Origin of the sequence: Bradyrhizobium sp. sBnM-33 (assembly GCF_032917945.1) — a bacterium.
GTDB lineage: Bacteria > Pseudomonadota > Alphaproteobacteria > Rhizobiales > Xanthobacteraceae > Bradyrhizobium.
Window position 1 is genome coordinate 8,400,948 of record NZ_CP136624.1, and the last position, 25,602, is coordinate 8,426,549.

Consider the following 25,602-nt stretch of genomic DNA (forward strand, 5'->3'; position numbering starts at 1 on the left):
TATCGCTTTCGCTCCACCCGTCCTACGAGGTCACAGCCACGGCGCCGGCCGGTCCATCGCGATCAGTTCCTCGACCTCGATGCGGGGGCGGACGATCGCGTACTGGTCGTCCTTGACCAGGACTTCCGGCACCAAAGGCCGCGTATTGTAGAAGCCGGACTGCACCGCGCCATAGGCGCCGGCGGTCATGATAGCCAGCAGATCGCCGGCCTTGGGCTCGGGCAAATTGCGATCCAGCGCGAGATAGTCGCCGGTCTCGCAGACGGGTCCGACCACGTCGGCCGTGATCGTCCGCGCATTCTTGGCCGGCTCGCGAACCGGGAGGATGTCGTGGTGAGCTTCGTAGAGCGTCGGACGGATCAGATCATTCATCGCGGCGTCAATGATGACGAAGTTCTTGGCTTCGCCCGGCTTCACATAGATGACGCGGGAGACGAGGATGCCGGCATTGCCGACGATCATCCGCCCGGGCTCGAACATCAGCGTGCAGCCGAGATTGTGCGTCACCCGCTTGACCATCGCGGCATAGGCGGACGGCAATGGCGGCGCCTCGCGGTCGGCGTGATAGGGGATGCCGAGCCCGCCGCCGAAATCGATATGCGAGATAGTGTGGCCGTCGGCGCGCAGCGTCTGCACGAATTCGGAAAGAATCCGGAACGCGGTTTCCATCTTGGAGAGATCAGTGATCTGACTGCCGATGTGCATATCGGTGCCGGTCACCTCGATCCCCGGTAAGCTGGCCGCACGGGCATAGACCTCGCGTGCGCGTGCAATGGGAATGCCGAACTTGTTCTCGGACTTGCCGGTGGCGATCTTGGCATGCGTGCCGGCGTCGACGTCCGGGTTGACCCGCAACGAAATCCGCGCGGTCTTGCCTGTCTCGACCGCGAGCTTCGACAGCAATTCCAGTTCGGGTTCGGACTCGACGTTGATGCAAAGCACGTCGGACGCCAGCGCCGCGCGCAGTTCTATCTCGGTCTTGCCGACACCGGAAAACAGAATCTTGTTCGGCGGAATCCCCGCCGCCAGCGCCCGCTTCAACTCGCCGCCGGAGACGACGTCGGCGCCGGCGCCGAGCTTTGCCAGGGTGCGCAGCACCGCCTGGTTGGAATTGGCCTTCATGGCGTAGCAGACCAGCGTCTTCTCGCCGGCAAAGGCCTCAGTGAAGACGCGGTAGTGACGCTCCAGCGTCGCGGTCGAATAGCAATAGAACGGCGTGCCCACGGCATCCGCGAGCTCGGACAGATTCACGGCCTCGGCGTGCAGCACGCCGTTGCGATAGTCGAAGTGATTCATGGCGTGCTCAGTCTCAGTCCAGCAGCGGATCGAGAACGAATTTCTTCTTGCCGCCCTTGGGGGCGCTGGGGCTTGCCTCGGATCCATAGGTCGAATTGAAGACGCCGGGCTGCGCTGCACGCTCGGTCTCGGTATCCGACGTGGCCTGCGCCTGCGGCGGCGCGCTTGGCGGCAAATCGAGCCCGCCCTTGCGTCCGCAGCCCCCGAGTGCGAGCGCGGTGACGCTCAACAGGATGATGGCCCATCCCGACGATGACGGGCGGTAGTTACTGATCACGACGAAATCCCCAATGCGCGCCGCACCATACAAAGGTTGCCGCAGTCTGGCGAGTGCCGATCGGCCACGGAAACCCAGGAAAAACCCAAGAAATTGCAGTGAATTTTTCGCTCAGCCCGATTTTTGCTCTTTTTCCAGCCGCTTCAGCCAGGCTTTGGCCTGCGAAAGCACGTTCTTCGGCGCGGTGCCGCCATAACTGGTCCGGCTTTTGACCGAGGCCTCCACCGACAGCACGCGCAGGGCGTCCGCGGTAATGTCAGGCTCGACCTCCTGCATCGCTTTAAGCGGCAGTTCGTGCAGCGCCACGCCCTCTTTCGACGCGAGCGCAACGATTCGCCCGGTGACATGGTGGGCGTCGCGGAACGGCATCTTCAGCGTCCGCACCAGCCAGTCGGCAAGATCGGTGGCGGTGGCATAGCCCTCGCCGGCCGCGGCCTTCATCCTGTTCTCGTCGGGGATGAGATCGAGGACCATGCCGGTCATGGCGCGGATCGCGAGCGAGAGCGCGGAAAACGCCTCCATCGCACCCTGCTTGTCCTCTTGCATGTCCTTTTGATAGGCGAGCGGCAGCCCTTTCATCACGATCAGGAGACCATTAAGCGCGCCGATCACCCGGCCGGTCTTGGCGCGCACCAGTTCGGCCGCGTCCGGATTGCGCTTCTGCGGCATGATCGAGGAGCCGGTGGTGAACTTGTCGGAGAGCCGTACCAGCCCCACCAGCGGCGAGGTCCAGATCACGATTTCCTCGGCAAAGCGCGACATGTGCACGGCCGCGATCGACGCCGCCGACAGGGTCTCCAATACGAAGTCGCGGTCCGAGACGGCGTCCAGCGAATTGGCCATGGGGCGGTCGAAGCCGAGCGCCTTGGCGGTGGCGGCCCGGTCGATCGGAAACGAGGTTCCAGCGAGCGCCGCCGCGCCAAGCGGCGATTCGTTCAGCCGCTTCCGAGCGTCGGCAAACCGGCCGCGGTCGCGCGCCGCCATCTCAACATAGGCGAGCAGATGATGGCCAAAGGTGACGGGCTGCGCCGTCTGCAGATGGGTGAAGCCCGGCATCACGGTCGCGGCATGTTCGGCCGCGCGGCTGGCCAGCGCGTGCTGAAAGGCGGCCAGCGCCGCATCCGTCTCGTCGATCGTGTCGCGGACATAGAGCCGGAAATCGGTCGCCACCTGGTCGTTGCGCGAGCGCGCGGTGTGCAGGCGCCCGGCGGCGGGCCCGATCAGCTCGGAAAGCCGGCTCTCGACATTCATATGGATGTCTTCAAGCGCACGCTTGAAGTCGAACGAGCCCTTGCCGATCTCTGACAAAATCGTGTCTAGACCCTTGCCGATATTTTTCGCATCACTCGCCGTGATAATGCCTTGCGCGGCCAGCATCGCCGCGTGGGCCTTGGACGCGGCGATGTCCTGGGCATAGAGATGACGATCGACGTCGATCGAGACGTTGATTTCCTCCATGATCGCATCGGGACGCTCGCTGAACCGGCCGCCCCACATCTTGTTGCTCATGACTTCCCAAGCCCTGCCATCTATATCGTCGGAGTTACGCGAAACCCGTGGCGGTCTCGACCGTAATTCGACCGTAACCTTGAGCCCTGCATAGCCGTATCTGACACAGGATGACAAACGATATGCCCGAAACGTCCCCGCCCCGCCCCGCCACGAGGCGCCGGATCCCGATCGCCATCGGCGCGGTGGCGGCTGCGGGCGTGGTCGGATTGGGCGCGTTTTACGGGCTCGGCAGCTTCAAGCGAGGCACGGGCGGCGATCCATCCTGTGCTGGAGCCGTCGAACTGGCCCGCAAGATATCGCCACTCGCGCACGGCGAAGTGGCCGCGTTGACGATGGCGACGACGCCGTTGCGGCTACCCGACCTCGCCTTCGAGGATGCCGAGGGTAAGCCGAGGAAGCTGTCGGAATGGCGTGGCAAGACCGTGCTGGTGAACCTGTGGGCCACCTGGTGCGTGCCTTGTCGTAAGGAAATGCCGGCGCTGGAGAACCTGCAGGCCAAGCTCGGCGGCAAGGATTTCGAGGTGGTCGCCATCAACATCGACACCCGTGACCCCGAGAAGCCGAAAAACTTCCTGAAAGAGGCTAATCTGACCCGGCTCGGCTATTTCGCCGACCAGAAAGCCAAGGTTTTCCAGGATCTTAAGAATATAGGCAAGGCGCTAGGCATGCCCACTTCGGTGCTGGTGGACGCCCAGGGCTGCGAGATCGCCACCCTTGCCGGCCCCGCCGAATGGGCCAGCGAGGACGCGATCAAGCTGATCAAGGGCGCGATGCAGCCGATGAAGGCGGGGTCTTAGGGGATTGAAACGCGCCTGCGCTAGCCCCCGACCTCTCCTGCCAGACCTCGTCCTGAGGAGCCGCGTCAGCGGCGTCTCGAAGGATGAATGGCACCAGCGTGGCCAAATGGTTCGAGACGCGCGCAGACGCGCTCCTCACCATGAGGACTTAACGGCGTGATGGGCTTATCAAGCCGCAATATTGAGATTGCCGCCGACGCCGGGAGCGAGATTGGCGGTCGAGGTCGCACCGAGCAGCGTCTGAACCGCGGCCTTCTCGGCGTCCGCATTCTGCTTGATGATCGAGGTCTGGATCTGCTGCTGCGTGCCCGCCGCCTGGATCGCGAGCATGCTCGAAACCATAGCCATCATATCCATACGCAGCACTCCTCGAACCTGAGGACACCCTACCCCGGCACCGGTTAACGAATGCTTGGAGATTGAGACGGGACGGCAAATGCGTTGTCAGACCTCATCCTGAGGAGCGCGCATAGCGCGCGTCTCGAAGGATGAATGGCACCAACCGGGCCACATGGTTCGAGACGGCGCTTGCGCGCCTCCTCACCATGAGGATTGAGGGATCTCAGCGCGTCGGGACCGGTTTGTCGCCGCGGTAGTCGTAGAAACCGCGCTGGGTTTTGCGCCCCAGCCAGCCGGCCTCGACATATTTCACGAGCAGCGGGCACGGCCGGTATTTCGAATCCGCCAGCCCCTCATGCAGCACCTGCATGATCGACAGACAGGTATCGAGTCCGATGAAATCTGCCAGTTCCAGCGGCCCCATCGGATGGTGCGCGCCGAGCTTCATCGCGGCGTCGATCGCCTCGACGTTGCCGACGCCTTCATAGAGCGTGTAGATCGCCTCGTTGATCATCGGCAGCAGGATGCGGTTGACGATAAAGGCCGGGAAATCCTCCGATACCGCGATCTGCTTGCCGAGCTTGCCGACGAATTCCTTGGCGGTATCGAAGGTCATATCGTCGGTGGCAATGCCGCGGATCAGCTCGACCAGTTCCATCGCCGGCACCGGATTCATGAAATGAATGCCGATGAAGCGCTCGGGACGGTCGGTCGAGGCGGCGAGCCGGGTGATCGAGATCGACGAGGAGTTGGTGGCGACGATCGCTTCTGGCTTCAATACCGCGCAGAGTTCGTGAAAGATCTTGCGCTTGACCTCTTCCTTTTCGACGGCGGTCTCGATCACGAGGTCGCAATCCGACAGCCCGTCGAGCGTCTCGGTGGAGGTAATCCGCTCCAGCGCCTTCTTGCGCGCGTCCTCGGTGATCGCCTGCTTGGCAACCTGGCGCGACAAATGGCCGTTGATGGTCGCCATTGCCGATTTCAGCCGTTCGTCGGAGACGTCGTTGAGCACCACGTCCAAGCCGGCGAGCGCCGCCACCTGCGCAATCCCGTGACCCATCTGGCCCGAGCCGATCACGCCGACCTTCTTGATTGTCACCGCCATCTTATCATCCACCGGAACGGCGCGCACATCGCGCCTGTTCGTCCTGGTCCCGTTTTGGCACGCTATATTCACGCGAAGCCGAAAATCTACTTCGCTTTAGCATAAAACACCGGCCGGATGTTACGCATCCGGCCGTTGTTTGTGGCTGTGGTTACTTTCCGAGCCTGCCAAGCGCGTCGGTCAGTTCGGGAACCGCCTGATAAAGGTCCGCGACCAGGCCGTAATCAGCAACCTGGAAGATCGGCGCGTCTTCATCCTTGTTGATCGCAACGATCACCTTGGAATCTTTCATGCCGGCGAGATGCTGGATCGCGCCGGAGATACCGATTGCAACATATAGTTCCGGAGCGACCACCTTGCCGGTCTGGCCGACCTGCCAGTCGTTGGGCGCATAGCCGGCATCGACCGCAGCGCGCGAGGCGCCGACGCCGGCGCCGAGCTTGTCGGCGAGCGGCTCGATGTATTTGGCAAAGTTCTCGCGGCTCTGCATGGCGCGGCCGCCGGAAACGATGATTTTTGCCGAGGTCAGTTCCGGACGGTCGCTCTTTGCCACCTCTTCGCCGATGAAGCTGGAGAGGCCCGGATCAGCCGCAGCGGCGGCGTCCTCCACCGGCGCACTGCCGCCCTCACCTGCCGCGGCAAAGGTCGAAGTCCGCACCGTGATGACCTTTTTGGCGTCCTTGGACTTCACGGTCTGGATCGCGTTGCCGGCATAGATCGGCCGCTCGAAGGTATCGGGCGAAATCACCTTGATGATCTCCGACACCTGCATCACGTCGAGCAGAGCTGCGACGCGCGGCATCACGTTCTTGAAGCGCGAGGTCGCAGGCGCGACGAAAGCATCATAACCGGAGGCCAGCGATACGATCAGCGCGGCCAGCGGCTCGGCGAGGTCATGGGCATAGGCGGTATTGTCCGCGAGCAGCACCTTCTTGACGCCGGCAAGCTTGGCTGCGGCATCGGCCGCCGCCTTGGCGTTCTCGCCGGCGACCAGCACGTGCACGTCGGCGCCGAGCGCAGCGGCTGCCGTCAGCGCCTTGTTGGTCGCATCCTTGATCGACGCGTTATCGTGTTCGGCAATCAATAGCGTCGTCATCAGAGAACCCCGGCTTCGGTCTTGAGTTTGGAAACGAGCTCAGCGACGTCCTTGACCTTGACGCCGCCCTTGCGGCCGGGCGGCTCCGCTGTCTTGAGCACTTCAAGATGCGGCGTGAGATCGACGCCATAGTCGGCGGCGCTCTTGTCGTCGATCGGCTTCTTCTTCGCCTTCATGATGTTGGGTAGCGACGCATAGCGCGGCTCGTTCAGCCGCAGATCGGTGGTGATGATCGCCGGTCCCTTCAGCTTCACGGTCTGCAGGCCGCCGTCGACCTCGCGCGTGACCTTGAAGTCCGAACCTTCAACTTCGAGCTTGGAGGCAAACGTCGCTTGCGACCAGCCGAGCAGCGCGGCCAGCATCTGGCCGGTCTGGTTCGAATCGTCGTCGATCGCCTGCTTGCCCAGAATGATGAGGCCGGGCTTCTCGGCATCCGCTACGGCTTTGAGAATCTTCGCAACCGCCAGCGGCTCGACATTGCCCTCGGCCTTGACGAGGATGCCGCGGTCGGCGCCCATGGCGAGACCAGTCCGGATCGTCTCCGAGGCCTGCGCCGAGCCGATCGACACCACCACCACCTCGGTCGCCTTGCCGGCTTCCTTCAGCCGCAATGCTTCCTCGACGGCGATTTCGTCGAACGGATTCATCGACATCTTCACGTTAGCGAGTTCCACGCCCGTTCCGTCGCTCTTGACGCGGACCTTGACGTTGAAATCGACCACCCGCTTTACCGGCACAAGAACCTTCATCGATCCTCTTTCGCTTGAATTCTGGGGTTTGATCAGCTTGTTATTAGCTTGGGCGCGGAACCTAAAGGTCCCGCTATCGGCGGTCAACGCGCGAAAGCCAAAAATCGGCCCGGGACAAGGCCTGCCTTCAAGGCTTACCTTAACGGTTCTGACCCGGCACCCACAACACGTCTCCGGCCCCATTATCGTTCATGGCGCGGCTGGCCACGAACAGGAAATCGGACAGGCGGTTCATATACTGAATGGCAGCCGAGCTCACCGGCTCCTCCGGCCGCGCAGCGAGTTCCACCATGATCCGTTCCGCCCTGCGGCATATGGTACGGGCGAGGTGCAGGTATGCGGCAGCGGGGGTGCCGCCGGGCAGCACGAACGAGGTCAGGGGCGCGAGATGATCGTTCAGCGCATCGATGTCGCGCTCGAGCCGCTCGACCTGGCTCGATAGCATCCGGAGCCGCTCGGCCTTGCCGTCGCGCTGTGGCACCGCAAGGTCGGCGCCGAGATCGAACAAATCGTTCTGGATCCGGCCGAGCATCGCATCGAGTTCGCGGGCATCGCCGAGGTGCAGCCTCACCACGCCGATCGCGGCGTTGGTTTCATCTACGGTGCCGTAGGCGCTGATGCGCAGATCGTATTTCGGGCGGCGCTCGCCGCTGCCGAGCGCCGTGGTGCCGTCATCGCCGGTCTTGGTATAGATGCGGTTGAGCACGACCATAGGCGCCTCCCTTTCCTACCGTTATTTGCCCAACGCCCACACCACAACCATGGTGATGACGATGGCGACGAACTGCAGCAGCACCCGAAGCCGCATCAGGTTCTGCGAGCGGTTCGGCGAGCCGCCGCGCATCATGTTGACGAGGCCGAGCAACAGCACGATAGCCACGGCCGCAAGCGCGATGGGGAGAACAATCGAACTCAGAAAGGATGCCATCGGCGGTACATAACACCGCGAGGCGCCGACTTCCACACGTTCACAACTCTCGCGCTACCGCTCGACGATCTGGCTTTTAATCCAATAATATCAGATGCTAGCCCCGGCGTTAGGACCGGATCGCGATACCCGGATCGAGGTGAGATGTGAAGCTCATTCGCTACGTCTACCTCGTCGTCATGGAGGCGTTTTACACGTTCCTCGCCGATGACGGCTGGGCGATCGCGAGCCACATTGCGCTATCGACGTTGATGGCGCTATTTCCATTCCTGATCGTGCTGACGTCGCTGGCTGGCTTTTTTGGCTCCAAGGAACTCGCCGATGGAGCCGTGGCATTGTTGCTTCAAACCTGGCCGCAACAAGTCGCCGACGCGCTGTCAGGCGAAATCCACGACGTGCTCACGACCACCCGCGGCGACATCCTGACCGTCGGCGCGGTGCTGGCAGTCTATTTCGCCTCCAACGGCGTCGAGGCGCTGCGGGTCGCGCTGAACCGCGCCTATTCGGTGGTCGAGCCGCGGGCGTGGTACTGGCTGCGGCTGGAATCGATCGGCTACACGCTGGTCGCCGCCGTCACGTCGCTCTTGATGGCGTTCCTGATCGTGCTCGGTCCGCTGATCCTGGAGACGGCGCGCCGCCACATTCCGTTCTTCGTCGAGTCCAACGAAGGCCTTCTCACCTTCGCCCGCTACGGTATCACGATCGCGGCGATGACAGTGGCGCTCTTCGTGCTGCATGCCTGGCTGCCCTGCGGCCGGCGGAGTTTTCTGCAGATCCTTCCGGGCATCGTCTTTACCATGGTGGGATCGCTGATCTCGGGCGTCGTGTTCGGCCAGTATCTGGCGCGCTTCGCCAGCAGCTATGTGACGATGTATGCGGGCCTTGCCTCGGTCATCATCGCGCTGGTGTTTCTGTATTTCATTTCGGCGATTTTCGTCTTCGGCGGCGAGCTGAACGCAGCCATCATGAAATCGCAGTTGCCGAAGGGGTTGTCGCTGCATGAAGCGCAGTCGCCAAGGCGCGCGGGCTCACAGGCTTGACCAGAAAGATCTCGGCGCCGGCGGCGCGCGACGCCGCCTCGTCCTCGCTGCGACCTGATATGCCGATGATCGGAATGCGCCCGAGCGGCGGCTCCAGCGCGCGAATGCGCCTGATCGCCTCGACGCCGTCGATGCCCGGCAGGACCATGTCCATCAACACCGCATCGAACGCGCCTTGCGCGAGCCGCTCGGGCGCCGCCTCTCCCTGGCCGATGAAGTCGGTCTGGTGACCGAGTTCGGTCAGGATCGTGTTGAGCACGACACGACCGAACGGGTTGTCTTCGACGCTGAGCAGGCGCAATGGCCGCGGCGAACTGATCGATACCTCGCCACCGGCGCCGGATGCCGCCGGCGCGGCGTCCTTTGCGGGCGACATTACGACGTTGAGGGTAAAGGTCGTACCGCCGCCCGGGCGCTGCGTCACAGTGATGTCGCCGCCCATAGCACGCGCCAGTTGCTTGACCGACGACAATCCGAGACCGGCGCCGCCGAAGCGCGATGCAATGGAGACATTGGCCTGCGAGAATGGCCGGAACAGGCGCTTGATTTCGTTCAGCGCAAGGCCGATCCCGCTGTCGGAGATTGCGAATGAGACGGCGACCTTGCCCTTCGGACCCCGCACGGGCGTGACCTGCAGCCCGACACTGCCCTGTTCAGTGAATTTTACCGCATTGTCGATCAGGTTCTCCAGCGCGGCGCGCAGGCGGACGGGATCGCCGATCGCAAACCCTGGAAGTTCTTCGGAAATGTCGACCGACGACTGCAGGCCCTTGGCCGCGGCACGCCCGGTCAGCGAATCGCCGGCGTTGCGAGCAAGCGTATGCAGGTCGAAGAAGTCCTGCCGCACCTCGAGCCCGGGGCCGCCGCTGCGCGCGGCGTCGACGAACAGGGTCGCAAGGCTCGCCAGATGTTCCGCGCCCGCCCTGATGGTATCGACCCAGCGCCGCTCGCGCTCGTCGAGGTCCGAGGTCGCCAAAAGATTGCTGATCGCGAGAATGCCGGTCAGCGGCGTGCGCACCTCGTGCGCAAAGGCCGCCAGCGCGCTCTCGACCATCCCGGGTGCAGCGATCGCGGACGTGCGCGTGCCGCGTTTTTTGACCGCGGCGCCGGACACGCGCTTTTTCACTCGCCGCTTCTTGACTGTTCCCGTGGTGCCTGGTGAGCGCCGCTTTGCCGCCATGGTCCCCCTTCCTCTGCCGCGACCAGCATGACACGCGATGGCGGCCGGTGTCACGGAGACGTTTTCAACAACCCGCAGTAGTCCTACAGGAATCGTCGGGCAAACCGACGAGGCTGCGAATACCCGCAGGGCTGGCACCTTGCCCACGCAATTCGCGCAAGGCCGTGGCTTGCGTCGATTTCGACAGCTTGTGTCCCGACGCATCCTCGACGAGGCGGTGATGCCGATACACCGGTTGCGGGATACCGAGCAACTGTTGCAACACCAGGTGGACGCTCGTCGACCAGAACAGGTCCCTGCCCCGTACCACGTCGGTCACGCCCTGCAGGGCGTCGTCGATCACGACGGAGAGATGATAGCTGGTCGGCGTCTCCTTCCGCGCCAAGATGACGTCGCCCCACGCTTCAGGACGTGCGGCGACGACACCGGTCTCGCCGCCGGGCCCTGCACCGTGTTCCTGCCAGGCCAGGTCCTTCCTGCGCGCGAGCGCTTGCTGCATATCGAGCCGCAGCGCGTAAGGCACGCCCTGTGCGATCAACTCGTGGCGGCGGTCCGGCGGCAGCGATTTCGCGACGCCCGGATAGAGCGGCGCCCCGTCGGGATCCCGCGGCCAGGGCGCGCTGGCCTCGCGTTGCGCGACCAGACGGGCGATCTCCGCGCGGCTCTCGAAACTCGGATAGATCAGGCCTAGGCCTGCCAACTTTTCGACCGCCTCGTGATAGCGCGCGAAATGCTCCGATTGTCGCCGCACCGGCGTTTCCCAGGATATCCCGAGCCAGGCGAGGTCTTCATAGATCGCCGCCTCGAATTCCGGCCGGCAACGCGTCGCGTCGATATCCTCGATCCGCAGCAGAAACCGCCCGCCGCGCTCGCGCGCGAGGTCAAAATTCAATAGCGCCGAATAGGCGTGGCCGAGATGGAGGTAGCCGTTCGGGCTCGGAGCAAATCGGAAAACGGGTGGCGGCATTGATCCTGACACTGTCATTGCCGGGCTCGACCCGGCAATCCATCTTTCAAAAGACTTTTACGATATATGATGGATGCGCGGGTCAAGCCCGCGCATGACGAGCCGCGCCAGCCGAAAGTTTCAATGACCATCCACCTCAACACCCAGTCCGATCTCGAGGACGCCGTCCACGCACTGGTGAAGCAGGACCCAAGGCTCAAACCGATTCTCGAACTTACGGGCATGCCGGCGCTGCGGCAGCGCGAGCCGGGGTTCGCGGGGCTTGCTGGCATCGTCTGCGGCCAGCAATTGTCTACCGCCAGCGCCGGAGCGATCTGGGCGCGGCTGACGGCCGCGTTCGATCCGTTCGATCACGAAGTCATCCGCAAGACCCGCGCCGACCGCCTCGGCCGGCTCGGGCTGTCGGCCGCCAAGATCAAGACGCTGAAGAATATCGCGCGCGAACTGGCCGCCGAGCGGCTCAATCTCGAGGTGCTGGCAGAAGAGGATGCCGACGCCGCCCACCATACGCTGACCGCGCTGCCCGGCATCGGCCCGTGGACCGCCGATATCTATCTCTTGTTCTGCCTCGGCCACGGCGACGCCTGGCCCGCCGGCGACCTCGCGGTGCAGGAGGCGGTCAAAATCGGGCTCGGCCTGAAAACGCGTCCGACCGCCAAGCAGATGGCGCCACTGGCGGAACCGTGGCGTCCCCTGCGCGGCGCGGCGGCGCATCTGTGGTGGAGCTATTATCGGGTTCTGAAAAAGCGCGAGGGCGTGCTGGCAAGCAAGCCGTGAGGTCCGTGTCCCGGACGCGGTGCGGCACGAAGTGACGCTCCGCAGAGCCGGGACCCCATCTCGCCACGCGCAATGCCTTATGGGCCCCCGGCTCTGCAGCGCATCACTGCGTGCTGCGCTGCGTCTGGGGAACGGAGAGCGTCACCTAAACTCCATCTATCTTTCTTCTCACCCCCGCAGCCGCATCCGGTCCTCGCGCGCGCAAGCGGTGACGAAATCGATCACGGCGCGCACGGCGGGGAGATCGACCAGATCGGGATGCGCCAGCAACCAGAGATCGGCCACGCTGACGAGTTTTTGCGGGGCGACGCGGACGAGATCGGGATATGCGGCGGCGACGAAACAGGACAGCGTCGAAATTCCGAGGCCGGCGCGTGCGGCGGCCAGCATGTCGCCTTGCGAGGAGCAGCGCATCACCATTGAGCCCTGCCGCGTGATTGCGTCGCTCCAGCGCGCCAGACGCTCGTTCGATAATCGGTCGGCAAAGCCGATGACGCTGTGGCCTTTCCATTCGTCGCGCCGTTCGGGAAGGCGCCGCTGCGCGGCATAGTCGCGCGAGGCGTAGAAGCCGGTGCCGAGCCGGCCGATCTTGCGGCCGATCAAATTCTCCTCGCCGCTATCGACCGGGCGCAGCACGACATCGGCCTCGCGGCGGCGGACGCTCGCCGGATATGGATAGGTGATGATCTCGAGCTGGATGTGGTCGTGCTGGCGCAGGAACGGCCCGAGCCGCGGCATCAGCCAGTGCGAGGCGAGCGTGGCGCCGATCGACAGCTTGACCACGCCGCGCGCCTGCGCACCGGTTGCCGATACCGCGGCTTCGGCACGCAACGCCGCCGCGGCCATCGCATCGACATGCTCGCGAAATTTTTGCCCGTGCGATGTCAGTGAAAGGCCTTCGTTGGACCGGGCGAACAAGGGAATGCCGAGCTGGGCCTCCAGTTCGGCAATCTTGCGCCCAACTGTGGGATGACTGGAGCGCAAGCGGCGCGCGGCCGCCGCGAAGCTGCGGGCCTCGGCCACCGCGACGAAGGTCTTGCACAGCTCCCAGTCCATCAGTGCTCTCCGCGGTTCAGATCGCCTGTTCAGAACTGATTGAACGTCTGTTCAATATTGAACGGATGGCGGCTGCCGTCCAGCCTTATAGTGACGGCAACAGCAGCGCCCGGCCGGCGGCTCCGCCGGCGGTACGGCGCTCTCAATCAACATCATGGACGCAGTCCGGACTTAAGTCCCGGCTTTGCGTTGCAAGGGAGAGACCAAATGCCGTTGCCTGCTTCGCTTGCCAATTCGCTCGAACTGCCCGTGGTCGGATCGCCCCTGTTCATCGTCTCCGGGCCGGAACTTGTCATCGCCCAGTGCAAGGCCGGCATCGTCGGCTCGTTTCCGGCGCTGAACGCGCGTCCCGTCGAAAAACTCGACGAATGGCTGACGCGCATCGAGAACGAACTCGGCGAATACAAGGCGCTGCATCCGGAAAAGAAGGTCGCGCCCTACGCGGTCAACCAGATCTGCCATCATTCAAACGACCGGCTGATGAAGGACATGGAGACCTGCGTGAAACACAAGGTGCCGGTCATCATCACCTCGCTGCGCCCGCCGATCGAAATCGTCGAGGCCGCGCATTCCTATGGCGGCGTCGTGTTCCACGACGTGATCAACGTCAAGCATGCGCGCAAGGCGGCCGAGCACGGCGTGGACGGTCTCATTCTGGTTTGCGCCGGCGCCGGCGGCCATGCCGGCACGCTGTCGCCGTTCGCGCTGCTGCGCGAGGTCAAGCAGTGGTTCAAGGGCACCGTGCTGCTCTCGGGAGCGATTTCCGATGGCTGGGGCATTGCGTCGGCGCTCGCGCTCGGCGCCGACATGGCCTACATGGGCACGCGCTTCATCGCAACGCAGGAAGCGAATGCCGATCCGGCCTACAAAGCCGCGCTGATCGACCACGCCGCGCACGATATCGTCTATTCCAACCTGTTCACCGGCGTGCACGGCAACTATCTCGGCCCCTCGATCGTGGCCGCGGGCCTCGATCCCGCCAATCTGCCGCAGAGCGACAAATCGAAGATGAATTTCGGCTCCGGCGGCAACACCAAGGCCAAGGCGTGGCGCGACATCTGGGGCTCAGGCCAGGGCATCGGCCAGATCGCCGACGCGCCGCCAGTGGCTGAGTTGGTTGAGCGGCTGAAGGCCGAATTCGCCGACGCCGGCAACGAATTTCTCAAGCGCGCGCGTGCGTAAGACACGCCGGATTCAACGACCAATCAAACAAACAGAGGGATGGGAACCATGAGACTGTCACGACCTGTGTTGACTATCGCACTCGCGTTGCTGGGAAGCCCCGCGGCTCTCGCCGAAGGGGACAAGGGGGAAATCCGCATCGGCCAGACACTGCCCTATAGCGGCCCGGCATCCGGCTTCGGCATCATCGGCCGGGCGCAGGAAGCCTATTTTGAGAAGATCAACGCCGAGGGCGGCATCAACGGCCGCAAGATCAAGTTCTTCAGCCTTGATGACGCGTACTCGCCGCCCAAGACGGTCGAGCAGACCCGAAAGCTCGTCGAGCAGGAAGAGGTGCTGCTGACCTTCGGCTCGCTCGGAACCGCCACCAACAACGCCGTGCATCGCTACCTCAATAGCAAGAAAGTGCCGCAGCTGTTCGTGCTGAGCGGCGCAACCAAATGGGCCGACCCGAAGAATTTTCCGTGGACCATGCCGGGAATGGCGACCTATCAGTCCGAAGGCGTCGTCTACGCCAAGCATGTCCTGCAGACCAAGCCCGACGCCAAGATCGCCATCCTGTCGCAGAACGATGATTTCGGCCGCGACTACGTCGCCGGCTTCAAGCGGGCACTCGGCGACAAGGCCGCGACCATGATCGTGTCGGAGGCAACCTACGAGACCAGCGCGCCAACCATCAGCTCGCAGCTTGCGACACTGAAGGCCTCGGGCGCCAACGTGATGTTTGGCGTCGTGCTCGGCAAGTTCACCTCGCAGATGATCAAGGGTGTCGCCGAGATCAATTGGAAGCCGGATCTGTTTTTCGTGCCGACCTCGGCGTCATCGATCTCGTTCCTGGAGCCGGCCGGGCTGGAGAACGCCGTCGGCCTGATCTCGTCCAGCAACCAGAAGGACACGATGGACGTTCAATGGGCCAATGACCCCGGCGTGAAAGAGTATTTCGCGTTCATGAAGCAATATTTGCCGAATGCGGACCTCTCCAATTCGAACTACGCTGCCGGCTATCACTATGCGAATCTCATGGTGAAAGTTCTGATGGCCTGCAAGGACGACTTCAGCCGCGAGAACATCATGAAGCAGGCCGCCTCGTTGCGTGATGTGCCGCTTCCACTGCTATTGCCGGGCATCACGGTAACGACCGCTGCCGATGACTACCTGCCGTTCCAGCAATTGCGGCTGCGCCGCTTCGACGGCAAGAGCTGGGTTGGCTTCGGTGAAATTCTGGACGACCGCTAAGCGACGCGTCCGGTTAGCCCGGGAGGGAATATGACATCGATCATCAGCGGCGAACGCCAGATCAGCTATCCCGAAATCCACGCCCGCATCGCGCGGGCGGCGGAGGGATTTAAAGCACTCGACGTCGGCGGCGGAACGCCGGTCGGCATGATGCTGCGCAACGACTTTGCATTCTTCGAAGTCTCCGGCGCTGCCGCGGCGCTGGGCAGCCCCGTGGTGCCGATCAACTGGCATTTGAAGGCCGAGGAAGTCGCCTATATTCTCGCCGACAGCGGCGCGAAAATCCTGGTCTGCCATGCCGACCTGCTGCCGCAGATCAGGGAAGGCCTGGCTTCCGACGTTCGGCTACTGGTGGTGGCGACACCGCCCGAAATCGCCGCGGCCTTCAACGTGGCACCCGGGCTGACCCCAGTCCCCGACGGGATGACGGATTGGGACCGCTGGCGTGACATGCATGCGCCCTCGCAGGAGTCTCCGATCGGCAGCGCGCCGATGTTCTACACGTCGGGCACGACAGGCCTGCCCAAAGGCGTGCGCCGCAAGCCGATGACGCCGGAACAGGCCGCGGCCTCCGCGCGGGTCGGCGGCATCGCCTATGGCGTCAAGCCGAACGAGGAGCAGGTCATCCTGATGAACGGCCCGATGTACCATTCGGCGCCGAACTCCTACGGCATGCTGGCATTCCGCAGCGGCTGCACAATCGTGCTCGAACCGCGCTTCGACCCCGAAGACATGCTGCAATTGATCGAGCGCCACCGCGTTACCCACATGCACATGGTGCCGACGATGTTCGTCCGCCTGCTGCGGCTGCCGGATGAGGTGAGGCGCCGCTACGATCTGTCGTCGCTGCGCTTCGTCGTGCATGGTGCGGCGCCCTGCCCGCCGCAGGTCAAGCGCGACATGATCTGTTGGTGGGGACCGGTCATCAACGAATATTTCGGCTCGACCGAAACCGGCATCCCGGTGTGGCATTCGGCCGAGGAGGCACTTGCAAAGCCCGGCACCGTCGGCCGCGCCATCGAGGGCGGCGTCGTCAAGATTTTCCGCCCCGATGGTTCGCTGTGCGATATTGGCGAGCCCGGTGAGATCTTCATGCGGCAAATGTCGGTTCCGGATTTCGGTTATCACGGCAAGGCCGAAGCACGCGCCGAAGCTGGCCGCGACGGCCTCGTCAGTGTCGGCGACGTCGGGTACCTCGACGAAGACGGCTATTTGTTCCTGTGCGACCGCAAACGCGACATGGTGATTTCAGGCGGCGTCAACATCTATCCCGCCGAGATCGAGAATGCGCTGATCAGCATGGACAGCGTGCGCGACTGCGCGGTATTCGGCGTGCCCGACGATGAATTCGGCGAACGGCTTTTTGCGTGCATCGAGCCAGAAGCGAATGCGTCGCTATCGCCGATCGCGGTGCAGGAGTTTCTGCGCGGCAAGCTTGCCAACTTCAAGGTGCCCAAGGACATTCAGTTCATGGACGCCATGCCGCGCGAAGCCACCGGCAAGATTTTTAAGCGCAAGCTGCGGGATATGTATGCCGAGGGGCGCCTGCGGGCCATTGTGTAGGGGATGGACTTCCGCTCCTTCCGCGTCATTGCGAGCGAAGCGAAGCAATCCATTTCGCCACTTGCGGAGGACTGGATTGCTTCGTCGCTGCGCTCCTCGCAATGACGGGGAGGCATTGCGACGCCAAATCCAAACAGCGTTTTAAGCATCATTGCTGTTGCAAAACAGTCATCGGACGGCGCAAAGATTGCTGCATGTGAAGCGCAGGGATCGAAACATGCAATCCACCGACTTCGTCGTCGCCCGCAATGATCTGCAGCAATGCAAGACCATCGAGACGCAACTGCCTGACATAGCCGCACTGCCTGACGAGGCATTGCTGGTGAAAGTCACGCGCTTTGCCTTCACCGCCAACAACATCACCTATGCCGTACTCGGCGATCATCTAAAATATTGGCAATTGTTTCCGGCGCCCGAAGGTTTCGGCAACGTTCCGGTGTGGGGCTTTGGCGAGGTGATCGCCTCGAAGCATTCCGGGATTGCCGTTGGCGAAACCCTGTTCGGCTATTTCCCGATGTCGACACATCTCGTGATCGAAGCCGCCGACATCAGCAAGCGAGCCTTGCGCGACGCGGCCGCGCACCGGCAAGATGTGGCGCCGGTCTATAATGCCTATGCGCGCGTTAGCGGCGATCCCTCATTCGCAGGCAGGCAGGGCGACTATCAGGCGCTGCTGCGCCCCTTGTTTATGCTGTCGTTTCTGGTCGATGACTTTCTCGCCGAGAACGAATTTTACGGCGCAAGAAGCGTGATGCTGTCGTCGGCTTCCAGTAAGACGGCCTACGGGCTGGCGCACCTTCTGCATGCAAGAGGTAACGGCATCAAGGTGATCGGGTTGACCTCGGCCGGCAACACGTCCTTCGTCAAATCGCTCGGCTGCTACGACGAAGTCGTGACCTATGAGAACGTAAGCTCGCTGCCGACGAATTCCGCGGTCGCCTATGTCGACATGGCCGGCAACAGCCCGTTACGCGCGACGCTGCACCGGCACTTCGGCGAGCACATGAAATACAGCGGGATCGTCGGGCTCACGCATCGCAAGTCATCGCCCGATGAACCGGCGCAGGCACTGCCGGGCGCCAAGCCCCAATTTTTCTTCGCGCCCGACCATATCCGCAAGCGCGCCAAGGAGTGGGGACCGGGCGGCGTCGAGATGCGGTTCGGCGCCGCGTGGTCCGGCTTCGTGCCGAACCTGGAACGTTGGATGAAGGTGATCGAGAGCCATGGGCCCGCGGCGGTCCAACGCGCCTATCTCGATACCCTCAACGGCCGCGTGCCGCCGGATCAAGGGCTGATCCTGTCGCTATCGGAATAGTTGGCATCTCCTCGCGCCCTTCCTGCGTCGTCCATTATGGGTATAGGCTTCGGCCAGGGAAACGCCGCATAGACGGCAGACCGCGAGAAACGCCCCATGCTCGACAGGACGGACGACAGTTCGGTTGCCGCCGACACTTGGCTTGCGCAGCTTGAGGAAGCCCTCGGAAAGCCCGACGACGAGTTGCTAAAGACGCTGTTCCATCCCGACAGCTATTGGCGCGACGTGCTGGCGCTGAGCTGGAATATCCAGACGCTTAACGGCAGAGACGCCATACTGAAGGCGCTTCCCCCTCTCGCTCGCAGCGCGGCGCCGACCGGCTTTGCCATCGCACCCGATCGCGCCGTCCCGCGCAAGGTGATGCGTGCGGGCACCAACGCCATCGAGGCGATCTTCAAGTTCGAAACCAGGGTCGGGCGCGGCAGCGGCATTATCCGTCTCATTCCCGACGAGGACGACGGCAACCGCCTGAAGGTCTGGACGCTGCTGACTGAACTTGGCGAGCTCAAGGGTTTTGAGGAGCAACTCGGCGTGAACCGCCCGCGCGGCAACGCCTACTCGCGGGACTTTCGCGGGCCGAACTGGCTCGACCTACGCAAGGCGTCGGCTGAATATGCAGATCACGATCCCACCGTTCTCGTCATTGGCGGCGGGCAATCCGGGCTTTCCATCGCCGCGCGGCTGAAGCAGTTGAACGTCGATACGCTGATCGTCGATCGCGAAAAACGCATCGGCGACAATTGGCGCAAGCGCTATCACGCGCTGACGCTACACAACCAGGTGCAGGTCAATCACCTGCCCTACATGCCTTTCCCGCCGAACTGGCCGACCTATATTCCGAAGGACAAGCTGGCCAACTGGTTCGAGGCCTACGTCGAGGCCATGGAGCTGAATTTTTGGACCGAGACCGAGTTCGAGGACGGCAGCTATGACGAGACGGAAGGCCGCTGGACCGTGACGCTGCGCTGCGCCGGCGGAGCTCAGCGCAGCATGCATCCACGGCATGTTGTGCTGGCGACCGGCGTCAGCGGCATTCCGAGCGTGCCTGACATTCCGGGATTAAAAGATTTCGCCGGCAAGGTGGTGCATTCCAGCCAGTATGACGACGGCGAGAACTGGAAGGGCAAGCGCGCCATCGTGATCGGCACCGGCAACAGCGGCCACGACATCGCGCAGGATCTGCATTCCAGCGGCGCAAAAGTCACGCTGTTCCAGCGCTCTTCGACGCTGGTCGTCAGCATCGAGCCATCGGCGCAACTGGTCTACGCGCCTTACAATGAAGGCACGCTGGAGGACAACGACCTGATCACAACCTCGATGCCGTTCAAGCTGGCACGCAAGAGCCATGCGATGACGGCGGAAAAATCCAAGGCGCTCGACAGGGAGTTGCTCGACGATCTCGAACGCGTCGGCTTCAAGCTCGATTTCGGCGAGGACAATACCGGCTGGCAGTTCAAATATCTCACACGTGGCGGCGGCTATTATTTCAACGTCGGCTGCTCCGATCTTATTGTCAAAGGCGATATCGCGCTAAAGCAATTTTCCGATCTCGACACGTTTGCGGCCGCAGGCGCGAAAATGAAGGACGGCGAGACCATCGCCGCCGATCTCGTGGTGCTGGCAACGGGCTACAAGCGCCAGGAAGAGCTGGTGCGAAAACTGTTCGGCGAGGCGGTGGAAAAGCGCGTTGGCACGATCTGGGGATTTGGCGAGGAGCAGGAACTGCGCAACATGTATAAGCGGACCGGCCAGCCCGGCCTGTGGTTCATCGCCGGCGGCCTTGCACAATGCCGCATCGGCTCAAAACATCTGGCGCTGCAGATCAAGGCGATCGAGGAAGGGCTGTTGCCGCAAGGATAGGCCAGAAGAAACGTGCCATGCGCAAATCCCTCTCGTGCTTCGACCAGGTCTCTGCAACACTCCCGGCCAACAAACATCAGATGGGGAGAAACGCATGTCGGTCATTCTCGGCTCGGGCGAGCATCGATACCGCGTCGTCGAAAACTGGGCGAGGCTTCCGGACGGCTGGAGCCTGACCGACGTCGCCTCCGTCGCCGTCGACAGCAAGGACCGCATTTACATCTTCAACCGCGGCGCCCATCCGATGGTGGTGCTCGACCGCGAGGGCAATTTCATCAAGAGCTGGGGCGAAGGGCTGTTCAACCGCGCGCACGGCTTGCACATCGATGCCGACGATAATCTCTATTGCACCGACGACGGCGATCACACCGTGCGCAAGTGCACGACAGACGGCAAGGTGCTGCTGACCATCGGCATCCCAAACAAACCCGCGCCGTTCATGAGCGGCGAGCCGTTTCACCGCTGCACCCATACGGCGCTGTCACCGAAGGGCGAGATCTACGTCTCCGACGGTTACGGCAATGCCTGCGTCCACAAATATTCGCCGGATGGAAAGCTCTTGAAGACTTGGGGCGAGCCCGGCACCGATCCGGGCCAGTTCAACATCGTCCACAACATCGCGACCGATTCCGACGGCTGGGTCTATGTCGCGGACCGCGAGAACCACCGCGTGCAGGTGTTCGACGGTAACGGCAAATACGAGACGCAGTGGAACTTTCTGCACCGGCCCTGCGCGCTGTGCTGCTGCGGCGGCAAGCAGCCGACGTTCATCGTCGGCGAACTCGGGCCCGGCATGGCTGTGAACCGCAAGGTGCCCAATCTCGGCCCGCGGCTTTCGATCATGGATTCGAAGGGCAAACGGATCGCCCGGCTCGGCGGCGAAAATGGGCCGGGGCTGGAGGCCGGCAAATTCCTCGCGCCCCACGGCATCGCACTGGATTCCAGGGGCGACATCTATATCGGCGAGGTCGGCGTCACCGACTGGAAGACCAGCTTTCCGGACACGCCGATGCCGCCGGAGGTCGGGGTAGCGCGCTGCCTGCAGAAGCTGGAGAAGATTTAGACCGTTGCTAACGGCAAAGCCTTGCTACGATTCGAAGCCGGCAGCGCGGGACCGGCGGCCGCCGTCAAACAGGCTGTGCTCACGCGCCAAGCCCTCTCCGACGATATCGAAGAAGGCGCGCACGCGCGCCGTCCTCTTCAGATCGGCGTGGGTCACGATCCACAATTCACCAACCAGATCCGGTATCGGATCGGGCAGCGCGCGGGCGAGATCGCGATCCTCGTCACCGAGATAGCAGGGCAGCAGCGCAAGGCCGATGCCGGCCTTCGCGGCGATGAACTGATTGACGAGACTGTTGGTCCGGTAGGCGAAGGCGTCACCCGGCACCGTTCGATTGAGCCAGTCGGCAGCCATAATCCCAACAGCCGTTTCTTCCCATCCGATCAGGGCGTGACGGCCGAGATCTTGCGGGGATGAAGCGGCACCGCCTGTTTCATCGAGATAGCCCGTCGCGGCGTAGATGGTCCACGCGACATCGGCGAGCTTGCGGCCCCAGAGATCGCCCTCCTTCGGCCGCATCGGACGAAGCGCGATATCAGCCTCGCGGCGCGAGAGATTGAGGACGCGGTTGTCGACCACGAGCTCGACGACGATTCCGGGATGGGTTCGCCGGAACGCGGCGAGATGGCTGGTCAGCTTTCGATATGCCAGCGTTTCAGAGGATGTTACACGCAGGCGGCCGGAGGGACGGTGATCCCGCCCCGCAATGTCGCGGTCGATGGCGAGCGCCTCATCTTCCATCCGCTCGGCCGCTGCCGCCATCCGCTCGCCGGCCGGCGTCGCTTGATACGCCCCGCCAGGAAGCCGCTCGAACAGACGCACACCGAGCCGCGTTTCCAGAGCATTCAGGCGCCGAAACGCGGTCGAGTGATCGATATCAAGCGCTTTGGCGGCGCCGGTGAGGCTGCTTGCCCGATGCACCGCCAACACGAGTTGGGGCTCGTTCCAGTCCTCCATAAACGCAAACGTAGGCGCCGCTTGCAGTTTCGCAAGTGACGCTGGCGTATTTCCAACGTGCTTTCCGCTGTGCCAGACGTTACCTACCGCAATGAGAAAGCGAGATGAGGAACTTAAGGTGACACTGATCCGGCCTTGCACCGGAGCGTGACGCCACGACCTCATCGCATCGATCAACCTTCAACACATGGGAGTCCAAGAAATGGGTGCTCCGTCCCCCGAACTTTGCAATCTCTGGCTGGCACGCGCGTTCAATGCGCAGGACGTTGACGCCGCGGCAGCGATGTACCACCCCGGCGCCTCGATCGTTCAGGTCGACGAGGTCCATGGCGGCAGCAGCGTCGCGCGCGGCGCCGATGGCATCCGCAAGACGATGGCGGCCTATGTCGGATTGAAGCCGCACATGGATGTCGTGACCCATCACACGACGGTCTCCGGCGACTTCGCTATGACGCGGTCGCAGTGGCTGATTAAGGGCACCGACGAACACGGCAAGCGCACCGAGGTGCATCATCATGGTATGGAGGTTCACCGTAGGATGCCCGACGGCACCTGGGTGTTCTTCATCGATCACCCATTCGGTGCCGATCCGGGCTGGGCGGTTGAAGCTCCGCCGCACACCGAATAGTCGCGCCACACAGCCACGCCGGACAAATAGCCATGCAGGAACTTGCCGCACTCGCCAGCATCGTCGCCGCGCTCAGCGTTGGAGTGATCAGCCCCGGCCCCAGCTTCGTAATGGTCGCGCGCGTCGCTGTCGCATCAAGCAGAATTCGGGCGCTTGCCACAGCCTTGGGCATGGGCGCAGGCGGCGCCATTTTCGGCGCGGTGGCGCTGCTCGGGCTGCAGAGCATCCTGCTGGCTGTACCGGTGCTCTATACAGGCCTCCGGGTGCTGGGAGGCCTGTATCTCTGTTACCTGGGCTTCCTCATCTTCAGATCTGCGCGGCAGCCTGTCACGACGGTTGCAGCCGGCGGCGAGGCCAGCTCGCGGCCCTTCCGCGCGTTCTGGCTGGGCGTTACCACGCAGGTGAGCAACCCGAAGACGGCCATCGTCTATGCAAGCGTCTTCGCCGCTTTCCTCCCTGCGTCCTTTTCGCTGGGGTTCGCGGCCGCGCTGCTTGCCGCTGTGTTTTTTGTCGAGTCCGCCTGGTATGCGTTGGTCGCCGTTCTCTTCTCGTCGTCCGGGCCACAACGGGCTTATCTGTCGTACAAATCCTGGGTCGATCGCGCGGCCGGTGCCGTCATGTTCGGTCTCGGCTTGAAGCTCATGACCAGCGCCGCCAAGCCGTAGACGTCAGCGCAACGTACCCACCTTCGCCATTTCCCGCATGAAGTCATCGCAAATGCGTGTCTCCCCGTCGGACCGGGCCTCCTATCACGATGGGTTGACCGCAAACATCAGGCATGGCGGGGGTCAGGAACCCAGGCTTTTTCCAGCGCCAGGCGCAGAATCACGCATTGCTCCGGCTGGATAAGCCCCGGAACGCTCTTCACAATCCCGTCACGCTGCCTGTAGTATGCAGGGCACACGCTGCTTCGCAGCTAACATGGGGGTCAGGAGCGTTACTTGAACGCACATGTCTCGCAGGGCGGTTGGCCGGTACTGGTGCTGAACGCGGATTTCCGGCCACTGAGTTATTACCCGCTGTCTCTCTGGTCGTGGCAGGACGCGATCAAGGCGGTGTTTCTCGATCGCGTCAACATCGTCGAGCACTACGACCGCGCGGTGCACAGCCCGAGCTTCGAGATCCAGCTTCCGAGCGTGGTGTCGCTCAAATCCTTCGTCAAGCCGACCACGCATCCCGCCTTTACCCGATTCAACGTCTTCCTGCGCGACCGCTTCGTCTGCCAGTACTGCAACGCGCATGATGAGCTGACCTTCGATCACATCATTCCGCGCAGCAAGGGCGGCCAGACCACGTGGGAGAACGTCGTCGCGGCCTGCTCGCCATGTAACCTGCGCAAGGGCAATCTGACCCCGCAGCAGGCGAAGATGTTTCCGAAGCAAGCGCCGTTCGCACCGACGGTGCACCAGTTGCATCGCAACGGGCGATTGTTTCCGCCGAACTATCTGCACGATAGCTGGCTTGATTATTTGTACTGGGACACCGAGCTCGATCCGTAGCAGCCCGCCGCGGGCTGTTGTCGCGCCCTCATAAGACAGGTTCGCGTGGCCGAAAGCGCAGGCTTCTTGCGGCCGCTCCCCTTACATGGACTTCTCGGAGCTTCATCCCGAGAATGTCCTCATATGGGCAAAGTGGCAGTAGCCCGAGCTGACTGCGACTTCCGCTTTTTGCCCATCTCGGATACCAGCCGGTCCGCGGCGAGCCGGTCCGACCGCCGATCGAACTTGGAAAACCCTCCTCCAAGGCCGGCTTACCATTTTTCACATTTTTTTGACGCCCACCTGATGGGCTCCCTTCGATGCAGTGCCGCCGCTCGCAAGCCTTCCACTTGGGCGATGCTCCTGATCTGGTTTTGAGGGAATGGGGTTGCTGCATATCGGCGGAAGTCAAAACCTGTACGAATGGCCGGCTGACCCGTTTTCTTAAAAAGGAGATTTGATGTGGATAGGCTTTCTTCCGTCAGGACAAATTCTCTGTTTGGTTCGAGCCGTTCGATCGCCATTCTTGTCGCGGCATGTGCAATCATCTGGACCGGCCCTGCAGCGGCAGGTCTCGTCCTGAACGGCAGCTTTGAGCTGGGAACGTTCACTGGAGGAAATTCTCTCGCTCAGCAAATTCAGCCCGGAGAGAGCGGGCTTTCAAGCTGGACAGTCAACGACGCGCCCCTGACGTGGTATGCGAGCGGATGGAACAACAACCCTCAGCAGATCGTGCTGACCCCGCGCACAGGAAATTTCGGCGTTAACTTGGCCGATGGCACCGTAAACACTATAAGGATAAGTCAGACGATCAATCTTCTCGCATTTCAGCAGTATCAACTTAGCTTCTGGGTTGGTAACTACAGCGCTAACAATGGTCCTGCAGGGCTCAACGTTAATATTACCGACGGGACGTCCAATACGATCCTGTTGTCGGAGAGCGTGACGGCCCCCTCCACGAACGAGTCCTCCACATGGATTCGGTTCGCATTCAACTTTATCGCGGACGGTACCTCCAACACGATCAGCTTCAACGAAGTCAACGGCCCCTCCTACATTGGCTTGGATGACGTGAGCATCGCGGCCGTGCCGGAGCCCGCGCCCTGGGCGATGATGATATTGGGCTTCGCTGCTGTTGGCTTTATGGCCTACCGCCGGAACTCAAGGCCAGCATTGATGGTCGCCTGATCGGAGGCACCCA

At 62.7% G+C, this 25,602-nt stretch carries 26 protein-coding genes; 13 read left to right on the forward strand and 13 right to left on the reverse strand.

Going from position 1 to position 25,602, the window contains the following annotated elements; translation table 11 throughout:
* Window positions 1–30: 30 nt before the first annotated feature.
* The 3 genes from lysA to argH form a co-directional block, all read right to left on the reverse strand.
* Entirely contained in the window at window positions 31–1,296 is a 1,266-nt protein-coding gene (gene lysA, locus RX328_RS39410; RefSeq protein WP_213246802.1) for a diaminopimelate decarboxylase, read from the reverse strand.
* A gap of 13 nt (window positions 1,297–1,309) precedes the next feature.
* Window positions 1,310–1,573, reverse strand: a complete 264-nt coding sequence (gene lptM / locus RX328_RS39415) for an LPS translocon maturation chaperone LptM (protein ID WP_213246800.1) — start codon at window positions 1,571–1,573, stop codon at window positions 1,310–1,312.
* 111 nt (window positions 1,574–1,684) lie between these two features.
* On the reverse strand, window positions 1,685–3,082 hold the full coding sequence (gene argH / locus RX328_RS39420; protein WP_213246798.1) for an argininosuccinate lyase: 1,398 nt from the start codon (window positions 3,080–3,082) through the stop codon (window positions 1,685–1,687).
* 122 nt (window positions 3,083–3,204) lie between these two features.
* Here argH and tlpA point away from each other — a divergent pair, with 122 nt between their 5' ends.
* Window positions 3,205–3,882, forward strand: coding sequence for a thiol:disulfide interchange protein TlpA (gene tlpA / locus RX328_RS39425; RefSeq protein WP_213246796.1), 678 nt, complete (start codon window positions 3,205–3,207; stop codon window positions 3,880–3,882).
* A gap of 168 nt (window positions 3,883–4,050) precedes the next feature.
* Here the strand turns inward: tlpA and RX328_RS39430 are convergent, their stop codons facing one another.
* The 6 genes from RX328_RS39430 to RX328_RS39455 all read right to left on the reverse strand — a co-directional run bounded on the left by RX328_RS39430 (window position 4,051) and on the right by RX328_RS39455 (window position 8,099).
* The gene (locus tag RX328_RS39430; protein ID WP_213246794.1) at window positions 4,051–4,239 is read right to left on the reverse strand and encodes a putative motility protein; all 189 of its coding nucleotides are present in this window, start codon (window positions 4,237–4,239) and stop codon (window positions 4,051–4,053) included.
* Between the two features lie 205 nt (window positions 4,240–4,444).
* Complete coding sequence (locus RX328_RS39435; RefSeq protein ID WP_213246792.1) at window positions 4,445–5,326, reverse strand: 3-hydroxybutyryl-CoA dehydrogenase; 882 nt, start codon at window positions 5,324–5,326, stop codon at window positions 4,445–4,447.
* A 151-nt stretch (window positions 5,327–5,477) separates the two neighbouring features.
* Window positions 5,478–6,422 (reverse strand): electron transfer flavoprotein subunit alpha/FixB family protein, encoded by a 945-nt coding sequence (locus RX328_RS39440; RefSeq protein ID WP_213246790.1) that lies wholly within the window; start codon window positions 6,420–6,422, stop codon window positions 5,478–5,480.
* Window positions 6,422–7,171 carry an electron transfer flavoprotein subunit beta/FixA family protein gene (locus tag RX328_RS39445; RefSeq protein ID WP_213246788.1) on the reverse strand — a complete coding sequence of 250 codons (750 nt, stop codon included), beginning with the start codon at window positions 7,169–7,171 and terminating at the stop codon, window positions 6,422–6,424. The genes RX328_RS39440 and RX328_RS39445 overlap by 1 nt, the downstream gene beginning before the upstream one ends.
* A gap of 139 nt (window positions 7,172–7,310) precedes the next feature.
* A complete protein-coding gene (locus tag RX328_RS39450) occupies window positions 7,311–7,883 on the reverse strand; it encodes a cob(I)yrinic acid a,c-diamide adenosyltransferase (RefSeq protein WP_213246786.1) in 573 nt (190 codons plus the stop codon).
* 21 nt (window positions 7,884–7,904) lie between these two features.
* Window positions 7,905–8,099 (reverse strand): twin transmembrane helix small protein, encoded by a 195-nt coding sequence (locus tag RX328_RS39455; RefSeq protein WP_213246784.1) that lies wholly within the window; start codon window positions 8,097–8,099, stop codon window positions 7,905–7,907.
* Window positions 8,100–8,245: 146 nt separating this feature from the next.
* Between RX328_RS39455 and RX328_RS39460 the strand changes: the two genes are divergently transcribed.
* Window positions 8,246–9,139 carry a YihY/virulence factor BrkB family protein gene (locus RX328_RS39460; protein WP_213246782.1) on the forward strand — a complete coding sequence of 298 codons (894 nt, stop codon included), beginning with the start codon at window positions 8,246–8,248 and terminating at the stop codon, window positions 9,137–9,139.
* Here the strand turns inward: RX328_RS39460 and RX328_RS39465 are convergent.
* The gene (locus RX328_RS39465; protein ID WP_213246780.1) at window positions 9,063–10,319 is read right to left on the reverse strand and encodes an ATP-binding protein; all 1,257 of its coding nucleotides are present in this window, start codon (window positions 10,317–10,319) and stop codon (window positions 9,063–9,065) included. The two genes, RX328_RS39460 and RX328_RS39465, sit on opposite strands and share 77 nt — an antisense overlap.
* Window positions 10,320–10,383: 64 nt before the next feature.
* A complete protein-coding gene (gluQRS, locus tag RX328_RS39470; protein ID WP_213247091.1) occupies window positions 10,384–11,286 on the reverse strand; it encodes a tRNA glutamyl-Q(34) synthetase GluQRS in 903 nt (300 codons plus the stop codon).
* Between the two features lie 123 nt (window positions 11,287–11,409).
* Here gluQRS and RX328_RS39475 point away from each other — a divergent pair, with 123 nt between their 5' ends.
* Window positions 11,410–12,063 (forward strand): DNA-3-methyladenine glycosylase family protein, encoded by a 654-nt coding sequence (locus RX328_RS39475; RefSeq protein WP_213247089.1) that lies wholly within the window; start codon window positions 11,410–11,412, stop codon window positions 12,061–12,063.
* A gap of 168 nt (window positions 12,064–12,231) precedes the next feature.
* Here RX328_RS39475 and RX328_RS39480 read toward each other — a convergent pair whose 3' ends face one another.
* On the reverse strand, window positions 12,232–13,119 hold the full coding sequence (locus tag RX328_RS39480) for a LysR family transcriptional regulator (RefSeq protein WP_213246778.1): 888 nt from the start codon (window positions 13,117–13,119) through the stop codon (window positions 12,232–12,234).
* Window positions 13,120–13,326: 207 nt separating this feature from the next.
* Here RX328_RS39480 and RX328_RS39485 point away from each other — a divergent pair, with 207 nt between their 5' ends.
* From RX328_RS39485 to RX328_RS39510, 6 genes are all read left to right on the forward strand, one after another.
* Window positions 13,327–14,301, forward strand: a complete 975-nt coding sequence (locus tag RX328_RS39485; protein ID WP_213246776.1) for an NAD(P)H-dependent flavin oxidoreductase — start codon at window positions 13,327–13,329, stop codon at window positions 14,299–14,301.
* A gap of 48 nt (window positions 14,302–14,349) precedes the next feature.
* Window positions 14,350–15,537, forward strand: coding sequence for an ABC transporter substrate-binding protein (locus tag RX328_RS39490; protein WP_213246774.1), 1,188 nt, complete (start codon window positions 14,350–14,352; stop codon window positions 15,535–15,537).
* Between the two features lie 30 nt (window positions 15,538–15,567).
* Window positions 15,568–17,100 carry an acyl-CoA synthetase gene (locus tag RX328_RS39495; protein WP_213246772.1) on the forward strand — a complete coding sequence of 511 codons (1,533 nt, stop codon included), beginning with the start codon at window positions 15,568–15,570 and terminating at the stop codon, window positions 17,098–17,100.
* 217 nt (window positions 17,101–17,317) lie between these two features.
* On the forward strand, window positions 17,318–18,415 hold the full coding sequence (locus tag RX328_RS39500; protein WP_213246770.1) for a DUF2855 family protein: 1,098 nt from the start codon (window positions 17,318–17,320) through the stop codon (window positions 18,413–18,415).
* 96 nt (window positions 18,416–18,511) lie between these two features.
* Window positions 18,512–20,275: a flavin-containing monooxygenase gene (locus RX328_RS39505; RefSeq protein WP_213246769.1), complete on the forward strand. Its 1,764-nt coding sequence runs from the start codon at window positions 18,512–18,514 to the stop codon at window positions 20,273–20,275.
* A gap of 94 nt (window positions 20,276–20,369) precedes the next feature.
* Entirely contained in the window at window positions 20,370–21,338 is a 969-nt protein-coding gene (locus RX328_RS39510) for a peptidyl-alpha-hydroxyglycine alpha-amidating lyase family protein (protein WP_213246767.1), read from the forward strand.
* A 24-nt stretch (window positions 21,339–21,362) separates the two neighbouring features.
* Here the strand turns inward: RX328_RS39510 and RX328_RS39515 are convergent, their stop codons facing one another.
* Window positions 21,363–22,295, reverse strand: coding sequence for a LysR family transcriptional regulator (locus RX328_RS39515; RefSeq protein ID WP_213246765.1), 933 nt, complete (start codon window positions 22,293–22,295; stop codon window positions 21,363–21,365).
* Between the two features lie 202 nt (window positions 22,296–22,497).
* Here RX328_RS39515 and RX328_RS39520 point away from each other — a divergent pair, with 202 nt between their 5' ends.
* The 4 genes from RX328_RS39520 (at window position 22,498) to RX328_RS39535 (ending at window position 25,589) form a co-directional block, all read left to right on the forward strand.
* Window positions 22,498–22,923 carry a YybH family protein gene (locus RX328_RS39520; RefSeq protein ID WP_213246763.1) on the forward strand — a complete coding sequence of 142 codons (426 nt, stop codon included), beginning with the start codon at window positions 22,498–22,500 and terminating at the stop codon, window positions 22,921–22,923.
* 32 nt (window positions 22,924–22,955) lie between these two features.
* Window positions 22,956–23,588 (forward strand): LysE family transporter, encoded by a 633-nt coding sequence (locus tag RX328_RS39525; RefSeq protein WP_213246761.1) that lies wholly within the window; start codon window positions 22,956–22,958, stop codon window positions 23,586–23,588.
* A gap of 276 nt (window positions 23,589–23,864) precedes the next feature.
* Window positions 23,865–24,422, forward strand: a complete 558-nt coding sequence (locus RX328_RS39530; RefSeq protein ID WP_213246759.1) for an HNH endonuclease — start codon at window positions 23,865–23,867, stop codon at window positions 24,420–24,422.
* Window positions 24,423–24,863: 441 nt separating this feature from the next.
* Window positions 24,864–25,589: a DUF642 domain-containing protein gene (locus RX328_RS39535; RefSeq protein ID WP_213246757.1), complete on the forward strand. Its 726-nt coding sequence runs from the start codon at window positions 24,864–24,866 to the stop codon at window positions 25,587–25,589.
* The last annotated feature ends 13 nt before the right edge of the window (window positions 25,590–25,602 follow it).

What these genes read in the sequence shown, in the direction of transcription:
- lysA (WP_213246802.1), bottom strand. Translation starts at nt 1,296, where the DNA reads ATGAATCACTTCGACTATCGCAACGGCGTGCTGCACGCCGAGGCCGTG.
- argH (WP_213246798.1), bottom strand. Translation starts at nt 3,082, where the DNA reads ATGAGCAACAAGATGTGGGGCGGCCGGTTCAGCGAGCGTCCCGATGCG.
- tlpA (WP_213246796.1), top strand. Translation starts at nt 3,205, where the DNA reads ATGCCCGAAACGTCCCCGCCCCGCCCCGCCACGAGGCGCCGGATCCCG.
- RX328_RS39430 (WP_213246794.1), bottom strand. Translation starts at nt 4,239, where the DNA reads ATGGATATGATGGCTATGGTTTCGAGCATGCTCGCGATCCAGGCGGCG.
- RX328_RS39435 (WP_213246792.1), bottom strand. Translation starts at nt 5,326, where the DNA reads ATGGCGGTGACAATCAAGAAGGTCGGCGTGATCGGCTCGGGCCAGATG.
- RX328_RS39440 (WP_213246790.1), bottom strand. Translation starts at nt 6,422, where the DNA reads ATGACGACGCTATTGATTGCCGAACACGATAACGCGTCGATCAAGGAT.
- RX328_RS39445 (WP_213246788.1), bottom strand. Translation starts at nt 7,171, where the DNA reads ATGAAGGTTCTTGTGCCGGTAAAGCGGGTGGTCGATTTCAACGTCAAG.
- RX328_RS39450 (WP_213246786.1), bottom strand. Translation starts at nt 7,883, where the DNA reads ATGGTCGTGCTCAACCGCATCTATACCAAGACCGGCGATGACGGCACC.
- RX328_RS39455 (WP_213246784.1), bottom strand. Translation starts at nt 8,099, where the DNA reads ATGGCATCCTTTCTGAGTTCGATTGTTCTCCCCATCGCGCTTGCGGCC.
- RX328_RS39465 (WP_213246780.1), bottom strand. Translation starts at nt 10,319, where the DNA reads ATGGCGGCAAAGCGGCGCTCACCAGGCACCACGGGAACAGTCAAGAAG.
- gluQRS (WP_213247091.1), bottom strand. Translation starts at nt 11,286, where the DNA reads ATGCCGCCACCCGTTTTCCGATTTGCTCCGAGCCCGAACGGCTACCTC.
- RX328_RS39475 (WP_213247089.1), top strand. Translation starts at nt 11,410, where the DNA reads ATGACCATCCACCTCAACACCCAGTCCGATCTCGAGGACGCCGTCCAC.
- RX328_RS39480 (WP_213246778.1), bottom strand. Translation starts at nt 13,119, where the DNA reads ATGGACTGGGAGCTGTGCAAGACCTTCGTCGCGGTGGCCGAGGCCCGC.
- RX328_RS39485 (WP_213246776.1), top strand. Translation starts at nt 13,327, where the DNA reads ATGCCGTTGCCTGCTTCGCTTGCCAATTCGCTCGAACTGCCCGTGGTC.
- RX328_RS39490 (WP_213246774.1), top strand. Translation starts at nt 14,350, where the DNA reads ATGAGACTGTCACGACCTGTGTTGACTATCGCACTCGCGTTGCTGGGA.
- RX328_RS39495 (WP_213246772.1), top strand. Translation starts at nt 15,568, where the DNA reads ATGACATCGATCATCAGCGGCGAACGCCAGATCAGCTATCCCGAAATC.
- RX328_RS39500 (WP_213246770.1), top strand. Translation starts at nt 17,318, where the DNA reads ATGCAATCCACCGACTTCGTCGTCGCCCGCAATGATCTGCAGCAATGC.
- RX328_RS39505 (WP_213246769.1), top strand. Translation starts at nt 18,512, where the DNA reads ATGCTCGACAGGACGGACGACAGTTCGGTTGCCGCCGACACTTGGCTT.
- RX328_RS39510 (WP_213246767.1), top strand. Translation starts at nt 20,370, where the DNA reads ATGTCGGTCATTCTCGGCTCGGGCGAGCATCGATACCGCGTCGTCGAA.
- RX328_RS39515 (WP_213246765.1), bottom strand. Translation starts at nt 22,295, where the DNA reads ATGGAGGACTGGAACGAGCCCCAACTCGTGTTGGCGGTGCATCGGGCA.
- RX328_RS39520 (WP_213246763.1), top strand. Translation starts at nt 22,498, where the DNA reads ATGGGTGCTCCGTCCCCCGAACTTTGCAATCTCTGGCTGGCACGCGCG.
- RX328_RS39525 (WP_213246761.1), top strand. Translation starts at nt 22,956, where the DNA reads ATGCAGGAACTTGCCGCACTCGCCAGCATCGTCGCCGCGCTCAGCGTT.